The organism is Thalassococcus sp. S3, from assembly GCF_004216475.1.
GTDB lineage: Bacteria > Pseudomonadota > Alphaproteobacteria > Rhodobacterales > Rhodobacteraceae.
In genome coordinates, this window is record NZ_CP022303.1 from 3,786,366 (window position 1) to 3,801,295 (window position 14,930).

At 61.4% G+C, this 14,930-nt stretch carries 15 protein-coding genes and 1 pseudogene; 7 read left to right on the forward strand and 9 right to left on the reverse strand.

Annotated features, from left to right (window positions below; genetic code table 11):
- Positions 1–49 precede the first annotated feature (49 nt).
- From acnA to CFI11_RS25005, 3 genes and pseudogenes are all read left to right on the forward strand, one after another.
- A complete protein-coding gene (gene acnA / locus CFI11_RS18645; RefSeq protein WP_130408658.1) occupies positions 50–2,737 on the forward strand; it encodes an aconitate hydratase AcnA in 2,688 nt (895 codons plus the stop codon).
- 4 nt (positions 2,738–2,741) lie between these two features.
- Positions 2,742–3,260, forward strand: a pseudogene (locus CFI11_RS18650) (SDR family NAD(P)-dependent oxidoreductase); the annotation flags it as partial.
- Between the two features lie 77 nt (positions 3,261–3,337).
- The gene (locus tag CFI11_RS25005; RefSeq protein WP_371687486.1) at positions 3,338–3,427 is read left to right on the forward strand and encodes an SDR family oxidoreductase; all 90 of its coding nucleotides are present in this window, start codon (positions 3,338–3,340) and stop codon (positions 3,425–3,427) included.
- 231 nt (positions 3,428–3,658) lie between these two features.
- Here CFI11_RS25005 and CFI11_RS18655 read toward each other — a convergent pair whose 3' ends face one another.
- From CFI11_RS18655 to yajC, 9 genes are all read right to left on the reverse strand, one after another.
- Positions 3,659–4,198: a DsbE family thiol:disulfide interchange protein gene (locus CFI11_RS18655; RefSeq protein ID WP_130408660.1), complete on the reverse strand. Its 540-nt coding sequence runs from the start codon at positions 4,196–4,198 to the stop codon at positions 3,659–3,661.
- Positions 4,191–4,346 (reverse strand): heme exporter protein CcmD, encoded by a 156-nt coding sequence (gene ccmD / locus CFI11_RS18660; protein WP_130408662.1) that lies wholly within the window; start codon positions 4,344–4,346, stop codon positions 4,191–4,193. The genes CFI11_RS18655 and ccmD overlap by 8 nt, the downstream gene beginning before the upstream one ends.
- Entirely contained in the window at positions 4,346–5,077 is a 732-nt protein-coding gene (locus tag CFI11_RS18665) for a heme ABC transporter permease (RefSeq protein WP_130408664.1), read from the reverse strand. The genes ccmD and CFI11_RS18665 overlap by 1 nt, the downstream gene beginning before the upstream one ends.
- Before the next feature lie 45 nt (positions 5,078–5,122).
- A complete protein-coding gene (gene ccmB / locus CFI11_RS18670) occupies positions 5,123–5,779 on the reverse strand; it encodes a heme exporter protein CcmB (RefSeq protein ID WP_130408666.1) in 657 nt (218 codons plus the stop codon).
- Complete coding sequence (ccmA, locus tag CFI11_RS18675; protein ID WP_130408668.1) at positions 5,776–6,387, reverse strand: heme ABC exporter ATP-binding protein CcmA; 612 nt, start codon at positions 6,385–6,387, stop codon at positions 5,776–5,778. The genes ccmB and ccmA overlap by 4 nt, the downstream gene beginning before the upstream one ends.
- Positions 6,388–6,428: 41 nt before the next feature.
- Entirely contained in the window at positions 6,429–6,782 is a 354-nt protein-coding gene (locus CFI11_RS18680) for an Mth938-like domain-containing protein (protein ID WP_130410081.1), read from the reverse strand.
- 143 nt (positions 6,783–6,925) lie between these two features.
- Positions 6,926–7,894, reverse strand: coding sequence for a protein translocase subunit SecF (gene secF / locus CFI11_RS18685; protein WP_130408670.1), 969 nt, complete (start codon positions 7,892–7,894; stop codon positions 6,926–6,928).
- A 1-nt stretch (position 7,895) separates the two neighbouring features.
- Positions 7,896–9,557, reverse strand: coding sequence for a protein translocase subunit SecD (secD, locus tag CFI11_RS18690; RefSeq protein WP_130408673.1), 1,662 nt, complete (start codon positions 9,555–9,557; stop codon positions 7,896–7,898).
- A 34-nt stretch (positions 9,558–9,591) separates the two neighbouring features.
- Positions 9,592–9,879, reverse strand: coding sequence for a preprotein translocase subunit YajC (gene yajC, locus CFI11_RS18695; protein WP_130408675.1), 288 nt, complete (start codon positions 9,877–9,879; stop codon positions 9,592–9,594).
- Positions 9,880–10,210: 331 nt separating this feature from the next.
- On the opposite strand from yajC, the gene CFI11_RS18700 reads away from it, so the two are divergent.
- The 4 genes from CFI11_RS18700 to CFI11_RS18715 all read left to right on the forward strand — a co-directional run bounded on the left by CFI11_RS18700 (position 10,211) and on the right by CFI11_RS18715 (position 14,862).
- Positions 10,211–11,491 carry a pentapeptide repeat-containing protein gene (locus tag CFI11_RS18700; RefSeq protein ID WP_130408677.1) on the forward strand — a complete coding sequence of 427 codons (1,281 nt, stop codon included), beginning with the start codon at positions 10,211–10,213 and terminating at the stop codon, positions 11,489–11,491.
- 74 nt (positions 11,492–11,565) lie between these two features.
- A complete protein-coding gene (gene serS, locus CFI11_RS18705; protein ID WP_130408679.1) occupies positions 11,566–12,858 on the forward strand; it encodes a serine--tRNA ligase in 1,293 nt (430 codons plus the stop codon).
- Positions 12,859–12,881: 23 nt separating this feature from the next.
- Positions 12,882–13,595, forward strand: coding sequence for a hypothetical protein (locus CFI11_RS18710; protein ID WP_130408681.1), 714 nt, complete (start codon positions 12,882–12,884; stop codon positions 13,593–13,595).
- Between the two features lie 532 nt (positions 13,596–14,127).
- Complete coding sequence (locus tag CFI11_RS18715; protein ID WP_130408683.1) at positions 14,128–14,862, forward strand: SDR family oxidoreductase; 735 nt, start codon at positions 14,128–14,130, stop codon at positions 14,860–14,862.
- The last annotated feature ends 68 nt before the right edge of the window (positions 14,863–14,930 follow it).

A 14,930-nucleotide genomic window follows, 5' to 3' on the forward strand; every position in this document is an offset into this window, starting at 1 on the left:
CTAAGCGCCCAGAAAAGCCAGATTTCCACGCTTGTTTGAGGAGGCCCTGATGCCCATCACAGTCGGACAGGACACAGCCAAAACCCGCAAGACGCTCACCGTCGGCGGACAGAGTGTTTCCTATTATTCCATCCCCGCCGCGACCGAGGCCGGTCTGGGCGATTTCTCCAAACTGCCCGCCGCGCTGAAAGTGGTGCTGGAGAACATGCTGCGCTTCGAGGATGGCAAGACTGTGCATGTCGACGACATCAAAGCCTTCGCCGAATGGGCCGAAAAGGGCGGCAAGAACCCGCGTGAGATCGCGTATCGCCCCGCCCGCGTGCTGATGCAGGACTTTACCGGCGTACCGGCGGTGGTGGACCTGGCCGCGATGCGCGACGGGATCGTGGCCCTGGGTGGCGATCCGGAAAAGATCAACCCGCTCAACCCTGTCGACCTCGTAATCGACCACTCGGTCATGATCGACGAGTTTGGCAACCCCCGCGCCTTCCAGATGAACGTGGACCGCGAATACGAGCGGAACATGGAGCGGTATACTTTCCTCAAATGGGGTCAGAACGCGTTCAACAATTTCCGCGTGGTGCCCCCGGGAACCGGCATCTGCCACCAGGTGAACCTCGAATACCTCGCGCAAACGGTCTGGACCGACCACGACCAGAACGGTGCCGAAGTGGCATACCCCGACACGCTGGTGGGTACCGACAGCCACACCACCATGGTCAACGGCGCCGCCGTTCTGGGCTGGGGCGTCGGCGGGATCGAGGCCGAAGCCGCGATGCTGGGCCAGCCCATCTCCATGCTGATCCCCGAGGTCGTGGGTTTTGAGCTGACCGGCCAGATGGTCGAAGGCACCACCGGCACCGACCTCGTTCTTAAAGTGGTCGAGATGCTGCGCGAAAAAGGCGTTGTCGGCAAATTCGTGGAATTCTACGGCGCGGGCCTCGACACCCTGCCGCTCGCCGACCGGGCCACCATCGCCAACATGGCGCCCGAATATGGCGCCACCTGCGGCTTCTTCCCCATCGACGGCGAAACGCTGCGCTACCTGCGCAACACCGGCCGGGACGAGGACCGCATCGCGCTGGTCGAAGCCTACGCCAAGGAAAACGGCTTCTGGCGCGGCGACGATTACGCACCCGTCTATACCGACACGCTGCACCTCGACATGGGCACCATCGTGCCTGCCATCTCCGGCCCCAAACGCCCTCAGGACTACGTGGCCCTCACCGAGGCACAGACCGCCTTCCGCCGCGAGATGGAAGAGACCTTCAAACGTCCCATGGGCAAGGAGGTCGCCGTCGCGGGCGAAGACTACACGATGGAATCGGGCAAGGTCGTCATCGCCTCCATCACCTCCTGCACCAACACGTCGAACCCCTACGTGATGATCGGCGCCGGCCTCGTTGCCCGCAAGGCGCATGAGCTGGGCCTGAACCGCAAGCCGTGGGTGAAAACCTCCCTCGCCCCTGGCTCTCAGGTCGTCTCCGCCTATCTGGAGGCTGCCGGGCTTCAGGACGATCTGGATGCGATTGGCTTCAACCTCGTGGGCTATGGCTGCACCACCTGCATCGGCAATTCCGGCCCGATCCAGAAAGAGCTGTCGGATGCCATCGCCGAGGGTGACCTCGTCGCGACCTCCGTGCTCTCAGGCAACCGCAACTTCGAAGGCCGCATCTCTCCCGACGTGCGCGCCAACTACCTCGCATCGCCCCCGCTGGTCGTGGCCTATGCTTTGGCCGGCACGATGGATATCGACCTCGCCTCCGCCCCCATTGCCCAGACCCCGGACGGCAAGGACGTCTATCTGAAAGACATCTGGCCCACCCAGCAGGAGATCGCGGAGCTTGTCGACAAGACCGTCACCCGCGAAGCCTTCATGGAGAAATATGCCGAGGTCTTCACCGGCGACGAGAAGTGGCAAAGCGTCGAGACCACGGACGAGAAAACATACGACTGGCCGCCGACATCCACTTACGTCCAGAACCCGCCCTATTTCCAGGGTATCACCATGGACACCAAGAAGATCGAGAATATCGAAGGCGCCAAGGTCCTCGCGGTTCTGGGTGACATGATCACCACCGACCACATCTCGCCCGCAGGCTCCTTCAAGGAGACGACCCCCGCCGGCCAATACCTGACCGAACGCCAGGTCGCCCCGCGTGAGTTCAACTCCTACGGCTCCCGCCGTGGCAATCACGAGATCATGATGCGCGGCACCTTCGCCAATATCCGCATCAAGAACGAGATGCTGGATGGCGTCGAAGGCGGCTATACCAAGGGCCCCGACGGCGAACAGACCTCGATCTACGACGCCGCCATGGCCTATCAGGAGGAGGGCACGCCCCTGGTCGTCTTCGGCGGCGAGCAATACGGCGCCGGTTCCTCCCGCGACTGGGCCGCGAAGGGCACCGCCCTTCTGGGTGTGAAGGCCGTGATCGCCGAAAGCTTCGAGCGCATCCACCGGTCCAACCTCGTGGGCATGGGCGTGATCCCGTTCGAATTCACCGGCGGACACACCCGCAAATCGCTGGGCCTCACGGGGGAGGAGACGGTCTCCATCCACGGTCTCGACACGATCCAGCCGCTGCAGGAGGTGCCCTGCACCATCATCATGGCGGACGGCACGGTGAAAGAGATCACGCTGAAATGCCGGATCGATACCGCGGTGGAGATCGAGTACATCGAAAACGGCGGCGTGCTGCATTACGTGCTGCGCAACCTCGCCAAGGCGGCCTGAGCCCATGCGCGTCGCCCTTGTCACAGGTGCGGCGCGCGGCATCGGGCGGGCCATCGCGGCCGATCTGGGCCGCGATCACCACCTCGCCTTCACCTACCTGACCACCGATCCCGGGCCGCTTCTGAAGGAGCGGCCCGATGCTTTGGCGATCCGGGCCGATCTGCGTGACCCCGCTGCGTCAGCAGACATTGTCGCTCAGATCATCGCCCGGTTCGGCGCGCTCGATACGCTTGTGATGAACGCTGGCGTTGTCGCCATGGACGCCGACGACGCGTCGGCGGATATCTTCAACGTCAATGTCCTCGGCCCCAAACGCCTTCTCGACGCCGCTCTCCCGCATCTGCAATCTGGTGCGGCTATCGTGAATATCTCATCCGTCAACGCCACCCTGCCCGCGCGGGGTGCGGCGCTCTATTCCGCCAGCAAAGCGGCCCTGAACACCTGGACCCGCGCCATGGCCAAGGAACTGGGCCCAGACGGCATTCGCGTGAACGCCTTGGCCCCTGGCGCGACCGAAATCCCCGAAGCCCCGCGTGATCCTGATCTGGTGAAGCTCTTCGTCGAGATGACCGCCCTGGACCGCGTCGGACCCCTGACGACATCGCCCCCGCCGTCCGCTTCCTCGCCTCAGACGCCGCCCGCTTCATCACCGGAGAGGTCCTCCCCGTCTCCGGCGGCTACCGCCTCTAAACCCTTTGCTCAAGCTGCTGCTTCGGAGCCGGCCTTGCTGACCCAAAGCGGACAGGGACCGGCGCCCGACGCAAGGGAAATCGCCGAGGGGCCCCGCCCCACGGGGAGACGGCTATTTCCCTTGCGTCGGGGGATGGGTTCTGTCAGCCAAGGGTCTGCAAGGCCGGCTCTGATGCTGCTGCTTTGGTGGGATCGAAGCGCCAAATAAAAAATGTCATGCGCCGCAGGCGCTCAATTTGACAGCGCGCGCTCGATTGCGGGGCGGAGCGTTTCTTCCATCACCCTTTGCGTCACCGGCCCGGCAAAGCGCAACATGATCGTTCCTTCTCCGTCGATCACGTAGGTCTCCGGTACGCCGTAAAGTCCCCAATCCAGCGCCATGCGCCCTGACACGTCGGCGCCGATCCCCTGATAGGGGTCACCAAGCTCTTCCAGAAACGCAATCGCATTATCCGGATCATCCTTGTAATTCACCCCGTAGATCGGGATGCCTTCCTTGGCCAATATATCGAGATTTGGATGCTCGACCCGGCAGGGTGCGCACCAGCTGGCCCAATAATTGACCAGCTTCACCTCTCCGTCGCGCAGCGTTTCGTCGTCGAACATGGTCTTTCCAGGAAGATCGGTCAGGACCACCGCGGGTGCGGGCTGTCCCTCGCGTGCTGACGGCAGCGCGTCGGGGTCTTCGCGAAACATCCCGACCCCGGCCATGACCGCGAACGCCGCGAAGATGGCCGGCGGTGCAATCATCAAGGGAGAGACTTTAGCCATCGCGGTTTCTCCGCCCCTCAATGCGTTCCATCTCTGAACGCACCTTGGCCCCTTTCCAAAGCGACAGCACCACAATCGCGATCAGCAAAAGAATGGAGGCCGCGTAGGCCGACAGCACCGCGTCGGCATATTTCCCCAGATCCGGCATCAGGCCGCAACCCTCTCACGTGCCATCAGTGCCTTGATCCGGCGGGCATGTATCTCGGTGCCTGTCCGGTAAAGCACAAGAGCCACAAACAGCAGAACAAAGCCTGCGATGCAGACCAGAAGAGGATGATAGAACACATCCGCCACGTTCTCTTCCTTGTCGAGGCTGAGCGACGCGCCCTGATGCAAGCCCTGGTTCCAGAAATTCACCGCGTAGCGGCTGAGCAACGCAAAGACAGATCCAACCAGACACAGGACCGATGTCAGATCGGCCGCGGTATCAGGATCCTCGATCGCTTCCCAAAGCGCCACGTAGCCAAGATAAAAGAGAAAGAGGATCAGGAACGACGTCAGGCGCGGATCCCACGCCCACCACGTCCCCCACATCGGCTGTCCCCAGATGGCCCCGGTTGCCAGCGCGATCAGCGTCATCACGATGCCAACGGGCGCGGCCGCCTTGGCTGCCAGCGCGCTCACATGATGACGCCGCACCAGCCAGACCAGCGACGCCACCAGCATCATCAGCCAGGCATTGATCGCCATCAGCGCAGATGGCACGTGAAGATAAATGATCTTCACGGTGGACCCCTGCCGGAAATCATCCGGCGTGAAGAAAAAGCCCCAGGTCAGGCCGACCACCAGGCAGAGCGCAGCAAGGCCCCACATCCACGGCAAAACGCGGGACGTCGTGGCCAGAAACTTGCGCGGATTTGCATATTCCCAAAGCGACATGGCTGAAATGTAATGTGTCTTTGGCGCCGCCACAATTCACAAACGTTAGCGCAGATTGACGCGCAGGACCGCCGCACTGGCGAAAGGAAGAAGGGCAATCGTTCCGGTGGTGATTCCGGCCAGAAAGAGAAGCGGCGTGGCCGTCTCCATGCCCGCCGCCCCGCGCCGCGCAGCCTCCGCGCCAAAGATCAAGGTCGGCACGTAAAGCGGCAAAACCAGAAGCGACAGCAAAAGCCCGCCCCGCTTCAACCCCACCGTGAGGGCCGCACCGAATGTTCCGATCACCGACAAGGCGGGCGTGCCAAGCGCCAGTGACATCATGAGCCACGGGTAAGCCGCCGGAGGCATATTCAGAAGAACACCCAGGATCGGCGCGGCAAGGACCAATGGCAGCCCCGTCGTCAGCCAATGGGCCAGGGCCTTCATGCTCACGACCCCTTCAAGCGGCAGCGGAGCGGTGGCCAGAAGATCGAGCGAGCCGTCTTCCCAATCGAGGGCGAAGATCCGGTCCAGCGACAAAAGACAGGCCAGAAGTGCGCCCAGCCAGAGAACACCGGGTGCGATGGTTGCCAGCAAGCTCGATTGCGGGCCGACGCTGAAGGGCACAAGTACGGTGACAATCAGGAAAAAGGCCAGCGCGAGGCCAAAGCCACCGCCCGCACGAAGCGCCAGACGCAGATCGCGCGTGAGAAGCGCGATCATAAAAAAGCCTCGTCGGCATCGGCCAGAACGGGCTTTGCACGGAACGCGGTCAGCTCAAGCACCCGGGTTTCAAGGCCCAGGTCGATATGCGTGGCCATCAGCGCAGCCCCCCCTTCTTTGCGATGCATGTGGATTGCATCGGCAAAGAGGCTGACTGAATGAGCGTCCAGGGACACCGTAGGCTCATCCAGCACCCAGATCGGGCGGGCCGTGACCAGAAGACGCGACAGACCCAACCGGCGCTTTTGTCCGGCAGACAGCGATCCGGCGGGCCGGTCGCGCAGCATCTGCAAGTCGAAGGCGTCAAGCGCCCGGTCGATATTGCTCGTTCCAAAGATCTGCGCCCAAAACCGCAGGTTCTCCTCGACCGTCAGTGTCGGCTTCAGGCCATCGGAGTGGCCGGCATAGGCAATCGCGTCCTCCGCGCCCTCGATCCGGCCCGTCACGGGCGGCTGCAATCCGGCCACAGTGCGCAAAAGCGTGGTCTTACCGATCCCGTTCGGCCCCCGCAGCACAAGGGCTTCGTTCTCGGCAAGCGTCAAACAGACGTCCTGAAGCACGGGGATCCCCCCGCGCGAGATGGTCAGATCGGTCACGCGCAGCATCATGAGGTCGGCTTAATCGATTGACCGCGCTTGGGAAAGAGGGCTCAGACCGGAAGCATGGCCAGGGCGATCCGGCGCCCCTCGGACAAAAGGACATTATAGGTGCGCGCCGCGGCCGGGGAGTTCATGACTTCGACACCAAAGCCGGCCTCCTCCAGTCTTTGCCGGGTCTCGGAGGGCAGGTGCGCAATCTCTGCGCCCGTGCCGATAAACAAGACATCGACCTGACCAACGAAGGCCAGCAGCGCGTCGATGTCGTCATAGCCGCCCCAAGGCGTCGTGCCCGAGGGTCCGGTGAGTACCGGCCCTTCAACAACACCTCCACCGATCCGGAAAAATCCCGGGCCGTAGCCTTCGACCGGTTCGGCATCACTGTACGTGACCTCGTTGAGCCGCATGCACACGCTCCCCTCGTTGGTTGATGACAGGATCTTTCCAACCCGCCACACCATGCCTGGCAGGGTGACAGACATGGCTCACTTTATCAAATCAGCCCTGCGCGAGCGATTGCCCCTTCGGCGCTGCGAGACACGTGAACCGGTCAGGCATCAATATTCGCGTATTGATTTCCCGCCGTGTTGTCCGGCTTTGACCAATCACGCTTCACGCCGAGGTACAGCAGGATCGCGGAAGCCACGAAAACCGATGAATAGGTCCCGATAATCACCCCCCAGATCATCGCAAAGACGAACCCGCGGATCACATCGCCGCCCAGAACGAAAAGCGAGATGAGCGCCAACAGCGTTGTCACCGACGTCATGATCGTCCGGCTGAGCGTCTCGTTGATCGAGATATTCAGGACCTCAGACAAAGGTTTTTTCTTATATTTCCGAAGGTTTTCACGCACACGGTCAAAGACGACAACCGTGTCGTTCAGGGAGTAACCGACAATGGTCAGAAGGGCCGCGATAATAGCCAGGTCAAAGCGGATCTGAAGCTCTGAGAAAATGCCGATGGTCAGGATGACGTCGTGGACCAATGCCGCAACCGCGCCCAGCGCGAACTGCCATTCGAAGCGCAGCCAGATATAGACCAGAACCGCCGCGATGGCCAAAAGCACCGCGATTGCTGCGGTCTGGATCAGTTCACCCGACACTTTCGGACCAACCGACTCCACCGCGTCAAACTCGATATCCGGCACCTCGGCCTGCAACGCCGCCCGCACATCGTTGATCATGGAAGAGGTCACCGCCTCTTCCCCTTCCTGTGCCTGGATCCGGATCATGGCGACGTTTTGCTCCGGCCCGAAGGTCGGGTCGAAGACTTCGGTGATCGACACGTCGCCGAGATTCAGCACATCAATGGCCGAGCGGTAGAGCCCCACATCCACGGGCTGCGCGCTTTCCGTCCGGATCGTCGTGCCCCCCCGGAAATCAATGCCATAGTTCAACCCCTGCAGCATGAAAGACACGAAAGCCAGAACCATCAGAAGCCCGGAAATGCCCAACCACAGCTTCCAGCGGCCAAAGAAGTCGAAGGCGGTTTGCTTGGGAACCAGTCTCAGACGCATCCTAAACCTCGATCGTTTTGGGGCGGCGGCGTTCAAACCACATCACAATCATCAACCGGGTGACGAAGATCGCGGTAAAGACAGACGTCAAGATGCCCAGGCCCAGCGTGATGGCAAAGCCGCGAACCGGCCCGGACCCCATCGCAAAGAGAATGACGGCAGTGATAAACGTGGTCACGTTGGCGTCCAGAATAGCGCTGAGCGCCTTTTCATAGCCAAGTTCAATCGCGCGGGCCGGACCCTTTGAGGTTTTTAACTCCTCGCGAATACGCTCGAAGATAAGCACGTTAGCGTCCACGGCCATACCCACGGTCAGGACGATCCCCGCAATTCCGGGCAAGGTCAATGTCGCACCGATCAGGCTAAGCAGCCCGAAGATCAGCGCGATGTTGAGGATCAGGGCGACGTTGGCGAAAAGACCGAAAAGCCCGTAGCTCAGCGCCATGAACACAAGGACGGCGGCAAATGCGACCAGAGTGGCGATGCGTCCCGCCTCGATGCTGTCCTGTCCCAACTCCGGCCCGATTGTCCGTTCTTCAAGAAACTCCAGACCGGCCGGCAGCGCACCTGCGCGCAGCAGAACCGCCAGATTGGTGCTCTCCTCGACCGAAAAGTTCCCGGTAATGATGCCCGAGCCGCCGGGAATATGCGATTGGATGACAGGGGCGCTGATCACCTCGTTGTCGAGAACAATCGCAAAAGGATTTCCGATGTTTTCGGCGGTATAGTCGCCAAACTTCCGCGCGCCTGTCGGATTGAAACGGAAGTTCACCGCAGGTCTGCCGTTCTGATCAAAGGACGGCTGCGCATCGACAAGCTCTTCTCCCGTCACCACCGGAGCGGTTTCGAGCGTGTAATAGACGCCCGGCTCGTCGATCGACGGGGCCAGCTTGTTCCCCGGACCGGGCGCGGCCCCGGGATCGGTGCCGCGACTGATAACCGGATTGAACGTAAGTTGCGCCGTCGTCCCGATAATTTCCTTCAGTTCCTCCGCGCTTCCGATGCCCGGAACCTGGATCAGGATCCGCTCTGCCCCCTGTCTCTGGATCGTGGGTTCGCGTGTTCCCACCTCGTCGATCCGGCGCCGAATGATCTCCAGCGCCTGCAGGACAGTCCGGTCATCCGAGGCCCGTCGCTCCTCCTCCGACAGGGTCACGATCAGCGTGTCGCCTTGCGCGCGCACCTCGATATCCGTCGCCCCCACGCCGGTCAGCGTCTGGATCGGACGGGCCAGGTCGCGCACAACCTCCAGCGCGCGGGGCATGCCTGACGGCTCTCCGATACGGACGCGAAGTTCAGTGTTTTCAGAGGGTTGCAGGCGGATCGTGCCGATTGTCGCGCGTTCGGGTCGCAGCGCATCGCGCACCTCGGGCCACATGCCTTCCATCCGTGCCGCATACACCTCATCGACCTGCACTTCGGCCAGCAGGTGCGCCCCTCCCCTCAGGTCGAGGCCAAGATTGACCAGCGACGATGGCAACCATTCCGGCCAGGCATCCGCCGCCGCGCGCCGCTCCGGCGTTTCGCCCTGCAGCTCGATTTCCACCAGCGCATCGTTGTGCCCCTCGACGGTCGTGTAAAACCCGTTGGGCATCGCAAGCAGCAGGCCAGCCGCACAGGTCAGCCAGATCAGCACGCGTTTCCAGAGATCAATCTGAAGCATTCCCCTCGCCTTTTCAGAGGGTTAGAGGGAGAGCCTACTTCGCCGGCTCGGTCTTTGAAATCACCTGGGCAATGGTCGATTTCACCACCCGGACCTTCACGTTGTCGGCCAGCTCAACCTCGATCTCGTTGTCTTCCTTGACTTTCGAGACCTTGCCGATCAGCCCGCCTTGCGTGACCACCTGGTCCCCGCGCCGCAGCGCTTCGACCATGGCCTGATGTTCCTTGACCTTCTTTTGCTGCGGACGGATCAGCAGGAAATACATGATCGCGAAAATCAGGATAAGCGGGAGAAACTGGGCGAGCGCGCTGCCACCGTCCATGTGGAACCTCTTGTCTGGGGGCGGGCCGGACCCGCGAATTTTGGCGGAACCTATGCGTTGAAGCCCCGCTTTGCAAGGCGCGGAAGGGGCCGGAGTTCGGGGAATTCGTACGTGATTTCGTACCAACCCAACCCAAGCTGCGAGGGGGCCGAAAGGGCCCTTTGGGGAATTCGTACCGGATTTCGTACGATTTGAGGAAATTCTTAACGTTTGAAGGGTAACCGTCTTGGCAGTGACGCGATTGGGCGTCATGTTGAGCGTGACGTAAACGTTTATCAGTGTGTTTGATTTGACGAGTCTGCCCATCCCGCCAGATCTCCTTTGGGGAGCGATGACATTTTACACAGTCGCTTTTTTGACCGCGATAGGTTGGGGTTGGTTGTTTCCTTCCGGCATCGGCGGGGTAGAGCCGCTGGGAAAGATCAGGGAAGGTTTAGGGCTGCGCAAACTGAACTCAGGCTTATTTCTGCTCTGTGTTCTAATGTGGTCGCTGGTCTTCCTGCTCCTCATCTTTGGTCTCATTTTAGTGATCTGGCAGATCATCTGGGGCGCCAATCCCCTGTACCAGAATGAGATTTGGGACTGGCGTTTCTTAATCGCGAAGCTCGCTGCACTTACAGCAACACTTGGTGCGGTTGTTGCTCTGCCTTTCACGCTGGTCCGTTTGGCCATATCGCGCCAGCAGACCCGACATGCGGAGGAAGTGCTTTTTCATGATAAGATCACATCAGCAACTCGTGATTTACACGCGCGCAGACAAGCGACCAAACAGGCCGACACCGCGGATGTCTCCGACACTTGGGAAGATGACATTGTACGCCGCAGCATTGCGGCGGGGACGTTAGGCAGACTGCTCGAACAATCCCCGGAAAACAGAGACGACATAATATCCATGCTTTGCCTCTACGTCCAAGAATTATCCAAGTGGACACAAAACTCTGAACTTCCGAGTAATATCAATTCAAGTTCTTTGAAGGACTGGAAGGCGCAACTTCGAAGCGCACGCAGAGACCTCGAGAAGGCATTGCAGGTAGTGGGTCAGGCCTTTCAACTCAACGAAATCATTCTAAGCACACCTCGGATCGACTTGCGCCATGCAAATTTGCAGGCGATGGACCTCAACAAAACCAACTTTTCAAACAGTTTCTTGCAGCACGCCAACATGCGAGGCGCGGAAATGCGGAAGGTAAACCTCCAAAGCACAAACTTAAACTCAGCTAAAATGGATGCAGCGTTTCTACGTGAGGCGAACTTAAAGGAAGCTCATCTTCATAACACCAGTTTAGTAAATGCTTTTTTGCGCAAGGCCTATCTGGGAGAAGCCGACTTGGATGGCGTTGATATGAGATTTAGTGATCTGAAATACTGTAGAATGGATCGCGCTAGACTTCGCTTTGTCGACCTATCCAATGCGCTGAATCTTAGACAAACTCAACTCAATAGCTGCTATGGTGTAAGGTCGGGATACGGCACGGTCATACTGCCCAGCCACTTGAAGCCCCCAGCCCATTGGCATGAAGCTGGCCAAGCTTCCGAAGGGCATCAAAATCTGAGGGATAGGTTCGACCGCGCGTATCGGGCATGGGTTCAGAGACGATCTGCGCAAAGTTGAACAGGTAGGGTACACCTTGCACATTGCATTGGGCATAAGGCCTGCACGACGACTCAAACACAAGGACCAGACCCATGCATGATATCCGTGCCATCCGCGAGAACCCCGCCGCATTCGATGCGGCGTTGTCGCGTCGGGGGGAGGATGGGGTCTCGTCCGATTTGCTAAGCCTCGACGAGGCGCGGCGGGCCAAGATCCTCGCTGCCGAGACGGCGCAGGCGGAGCAGAACAAGGCCTCCAAGGAGGTGGGTGCGGCCAAAGCCAAGGGCGATGACGCGGAATTCGAGCGGCTGCGCGCGCTCGTGGCGGAAAAGAAGGCCGAGGTGGCGGCGATGCAGGCCGATGCAAAGGCGCTGGACGCCAAGCTCACCGACCGGCTTGCGCGGATCGCCAACCTTCCCGCCGAAGACGTGCCGCAAGGGACGGATGAGGCGGGCAATGTGGAGGTGAACCGCTGGGGCAATCCGCGCAACTTCGACTTCGACCCCAAGGAGCATTTCGAGATCGGCGGTGTCGCGGCCTCGATGGATTTCGAGATGGCTGCGAAGATCTCCGGCAGCCGCTTTGTCGTGCTCAAAGGGGCCGTGGCGCGGATCCACCGGGCGCTCGCGCAATTCATGATCGACACGCATGTGGACGAAAACGGACTGACCGAAATGGCCACCCCCGTTCTGGTGCGCGACGAGGCGATGTACGGCACCGACAAGCTGCCGAAATTCGGCGAGGACAGCTATCAGACCACCAATGGCTGGTGGCTGATCCCGACCTCCGAGGTGTCGCTGACCTATTCGGTGGCGGGCGAGGTGCTGGACGCCGCCGCCCTGCCGATCCGGATGACGGCGCACACGCTCTGCTTCCGCTCGGAGGCGGGAAGTGCCGGCAAGGACACGGCGGGGATGCTGCGCCAGCATCAGTTCGAGAAGGTGGAGATGGTCTCGATCACCCATCCCGACGAGAGCGAGGCGGAGCAGAAGCGGATGCTGCGCTGCGCCGAGGATCTGCTGGAGCGGCTGGGCCTGCCGTTCCGCACGGTGGTCCTGTGCACCGGCGACATGGGGTTCGGCGCGCGGCGGACCTATGATATCGAGGCGTGGCTGCCGGGGCAGAACACGTATCGGGAGATCTCGTCGGTCTCGACCACGGGCGATTTCCAGGCGCGGCGCATGAATGCGCGCTTCCGGCCCGAAGGCGGCGGAAAGCCGGACTTCGTGCATACGCTGAACGGCTCGGGCCTGGCGGTCGGGCGCTGCCTGATCGCGGTGCTGGAGAACGGGCAGCAGGCGGATGGCTCGGTGGTCTTGCCCGATGTGCTCAGGCCCTATCTGGGCGGCAAGGGAACGCTGAGCGCCCAAGGCGCGTTGGTCTGACCGCGGACTAGGGAGGAACGGATATGCAGCAGACGTCCTGGGCGGTGGCAGTGCTGGTGGCGGCGATCGCCTTTGGCGCGTCAAGCTGGATCGTGCCGGATTTCGGCGGGTTCGAGGCGGACCAGTTCCCGGTGCCGCAGAACGATCCGCCGGTGCAGCCTGCAGGCTATGCCTTTGCCATCTGGGCGCTGATCTATGTCTGGCTTCTGATATCGGCGGGATTCGGGCTGATCTCCCGCCGGGAGGCGCCGGACTGGGCGGAGATGCGGCCCGCCCTGGTTCTGAGCCTTGCCGTGGGCGCCACATGGCTGCCGGTGGCCAACGTAAGCCCGCTGGCGGCGGCGGTGCTGATCTGGGTGATGCTGCTGGCCGCGCTGGCCGCCCTGTTCCGCGCGCCCCTTCTGGACCGCTGGTACGCACGCGCGCCACTGGGCGTCTATGCGGGCTGGCTGAGTGCGGCGAGTTTCGTAGCACTCGGTCTGGTCTTTGCGGGCTACGGGCTGATGGGAGAGGTCCGCGCGGCGATCCTGTTCCTGATCCTGGCGATTATCATGGCGGGCACAATTCAGGTGCTGCTGGAGGGCGTGCCGGAATACGGGATCACCGTGGTCTGGGCGCTGGTGGCGGTCGCGCTGGCCAATATCGGAGGGCCGGGCCTGGTCTTTGTGCTGGCAGTTACCGGATCCATCATCATGGGGCTGCTGGCGCTCAGGGCGTGGAGCCTGCCGCGGGCCTGACCTGGCAGCGGCGCGCCCTGGTTGGGCTGACGGATCTTTTTTCCGTATTTTTATCGAGAAGAAGCAGGGGGGTTTGCTTCCGCGCGGGCCGTGCGCTTTGCGGAAGCTACCGTTTGAGGGCGCGCGGAAACCCGCTTGGGGGGACGGGGTGATGCTTGTTTCCTGCAAAAGGACGGGAGAAGACTGGGCAACCCCCGCAGGGCGGAGCGTCGCACCGCTGGGGATCCGGTATCCGCAGGCGCTGTTTTGGCTGTCGTCACTACGCGCTTGAGGCTGACGTTGTTGAATAAGTTCTGGATGCCCACGGACATCCTTACTGGTTGACCCCGATCTGACTGGTGAAGGAGACCCGTTCCCAACGGCAAAGCGCGGGGCGATGCCCTGTCCCCGACAGCCATTGCCAGCACCATCCGGTTCAGAAAGACGCCCGGATCGACAGCGATGTCCCACCGGGCCGCGAGATCAGGACCAAACCCGCGCGGAATGGCGCGGGAGGTCCCAACCCCATCCATCATCCGAAAGGACAGCCCATATGGCTTTTGACATCACCAAGACCGTTGCCCTGATCACTGGCGCAAATCGTGGCATTGGCCGGGCGATTGCCGAAGGTCTGCTGAAGGCCGGGGCAAAGAAGGTTTATGCGGCCGTGCGCCGCGAAGCCTCCGCCGATGAGTTGATTGCGACTTATGGCGACCGTGTCGTGGCGATCCCGTTTGATCTGTCCGATGAAGAGGCTGCGGGACGCGCGGCCAAGGCGGCAGGTGACGTGACCCTGCTGGTGTCCAATGCCGGCATCGTGGAGCCAGCGGGCCCTTCGGATGAGACGATGCTGACCGGGCTGAAAAATCAGATCGAGGCGAACCTCTATCCGGTTGTGCGTCTGGCACTGGCCTTTGGTCCCGTACTCAAGGCCAATGGGGGTGGGGCATTCGTGCAAATGAACTCGGTGGCGTCGCTGACGAATTTCCTGCCGTTCACGGGCTATTCCGCGTCGAAGGCGGCGGCGTTCTCCTTCACGCAGGCCCTGCGTCAGGACTGGGACGAGCAAGGCACACAGGTGATCAGCGTGATTGCCGGGCCGATCAAGACGGACATGGCGGATGCCGCGGGCGTAGGAGATGACGCGCCGCCCGCAAGCGTCGTCTTTGACGGCATTCAAGCCGCTTTGAAATCGGGGGATTTCTTTGTCTATCCCGATGAAGTGGCGCAGGGCGTGGGCGAAGCCTATGCCCCGTTTGCGCGGGCCGTGATGGACATCAGCGCGTGAAGGCAAGCGTGGGCATATCCGGTGCTGGCGATGCGACAAGTCCCTAAGAGAGGGTCTGGCGGACCAGC

What these genes read in the sequence shown, in the direction of transcription:
- acnA (WP_130408658.1), top strand. Translation starts at nt 50, where the DNA reads ATGCCCATCACAGTCGGACAGGACACAGCCAAAACCCGCAAGACGCTC.
- CFI11_RS18655 (WP_130408660.1), bottom strand. Translation starts at nt 4,198, where the DNA reads ATGGCTAAAGTCTCTCCCTTGATGATTGCACCGCCGGCCATCTTCGCG.
- ccmD (WP_130408662.1), bottom strand. Translation starts at nt 4,346, where the DNA reads ATGCCGGATCTGGGGAAATATGCCGACGCGGTGCTGTCGGCCTACGCG.
- CFI11_RS18665 (WP_130408664.1), bottom strand. Translation starts at nt 5,077, where the DNA reads ATGTCGCTTTGGGAATATGCAAATCCGCGCAAGTTTCTGGCCACGACG.
- ccmB (WP_130408666.1), bottom strand. Translation starts at nt 5,779, where the DNA reads ATGATCGCGCTTCTCACGCGCGATCTGCGTCTGGCGCTTCGTGCGGGC.
- ccmA (WP_130408668.1), bottom strand. Translation starts at nt 6,387, where the DNA reads ATGATGCTGCGCGTGACCGATCTGACCATCTCGCGCGGGGGGATCCCC.
- CFI11_RS18680 (WP_130410081.1), bottom strand. Translation starts at nt 6,782, where the DNA reads ATGCGGCTCAACGAGGTCACGTACAGTGATGCCGAACCGGTCGAAGGC.
- secF (WP_130408670.1), bottom strand. Translation starts at nt 7,894, where the DNA reads ATGCGTCTGAGACTGGTTCCCAAGCAAACCGCCTTCGACTTCTTTGGC.
- secD (WP_130408673.1), bottom strand. Translation starts at nt 9,557, where the DNA reads ATGCTTCAGATTGATCTCTGGAAACGCGTGCTGATCTGGCTGACCTGT.
- yajC (WP_130408675.1), bottom strand. Translation starts at nt 9,879, where the DNA reads ATGGACGGTGGCAGCGCGCTCGCCCAGTTTCTCCCGCTTATCCTGATT.
- CFI11_RS18700 (WP_130408677.1), top strand. Translation starts at nt 10,211, where the DNA reads ATGACATTTTACACAGTCGCTTTTTTGACCGCGATAGGTTGGGGTTGG.
- serS (WP_130408679.1), top strand. Translation starts at nt 11,566, where the DNA reads ATGCATGATATCCGTGCCATCCGCGAGAACCCCGCCGCATTCGATGCG.
- CFI11_RS18710 (WP_130408681.1), top strand. Translation starts at nt 12,882, where the DNA reads ATGCAGCAGACGTCCTGGGCGGTGGCAGTGCTGGTGGCGGCGATCGCC.
- CFI11_RS18715 (WP_130408683.1), top strand. Translation starts at nt 14,128, where the DNA reads ATGGCTTTTGACATCACCAAGACCGTTGCCCTGATCACTGGCGCAAAT.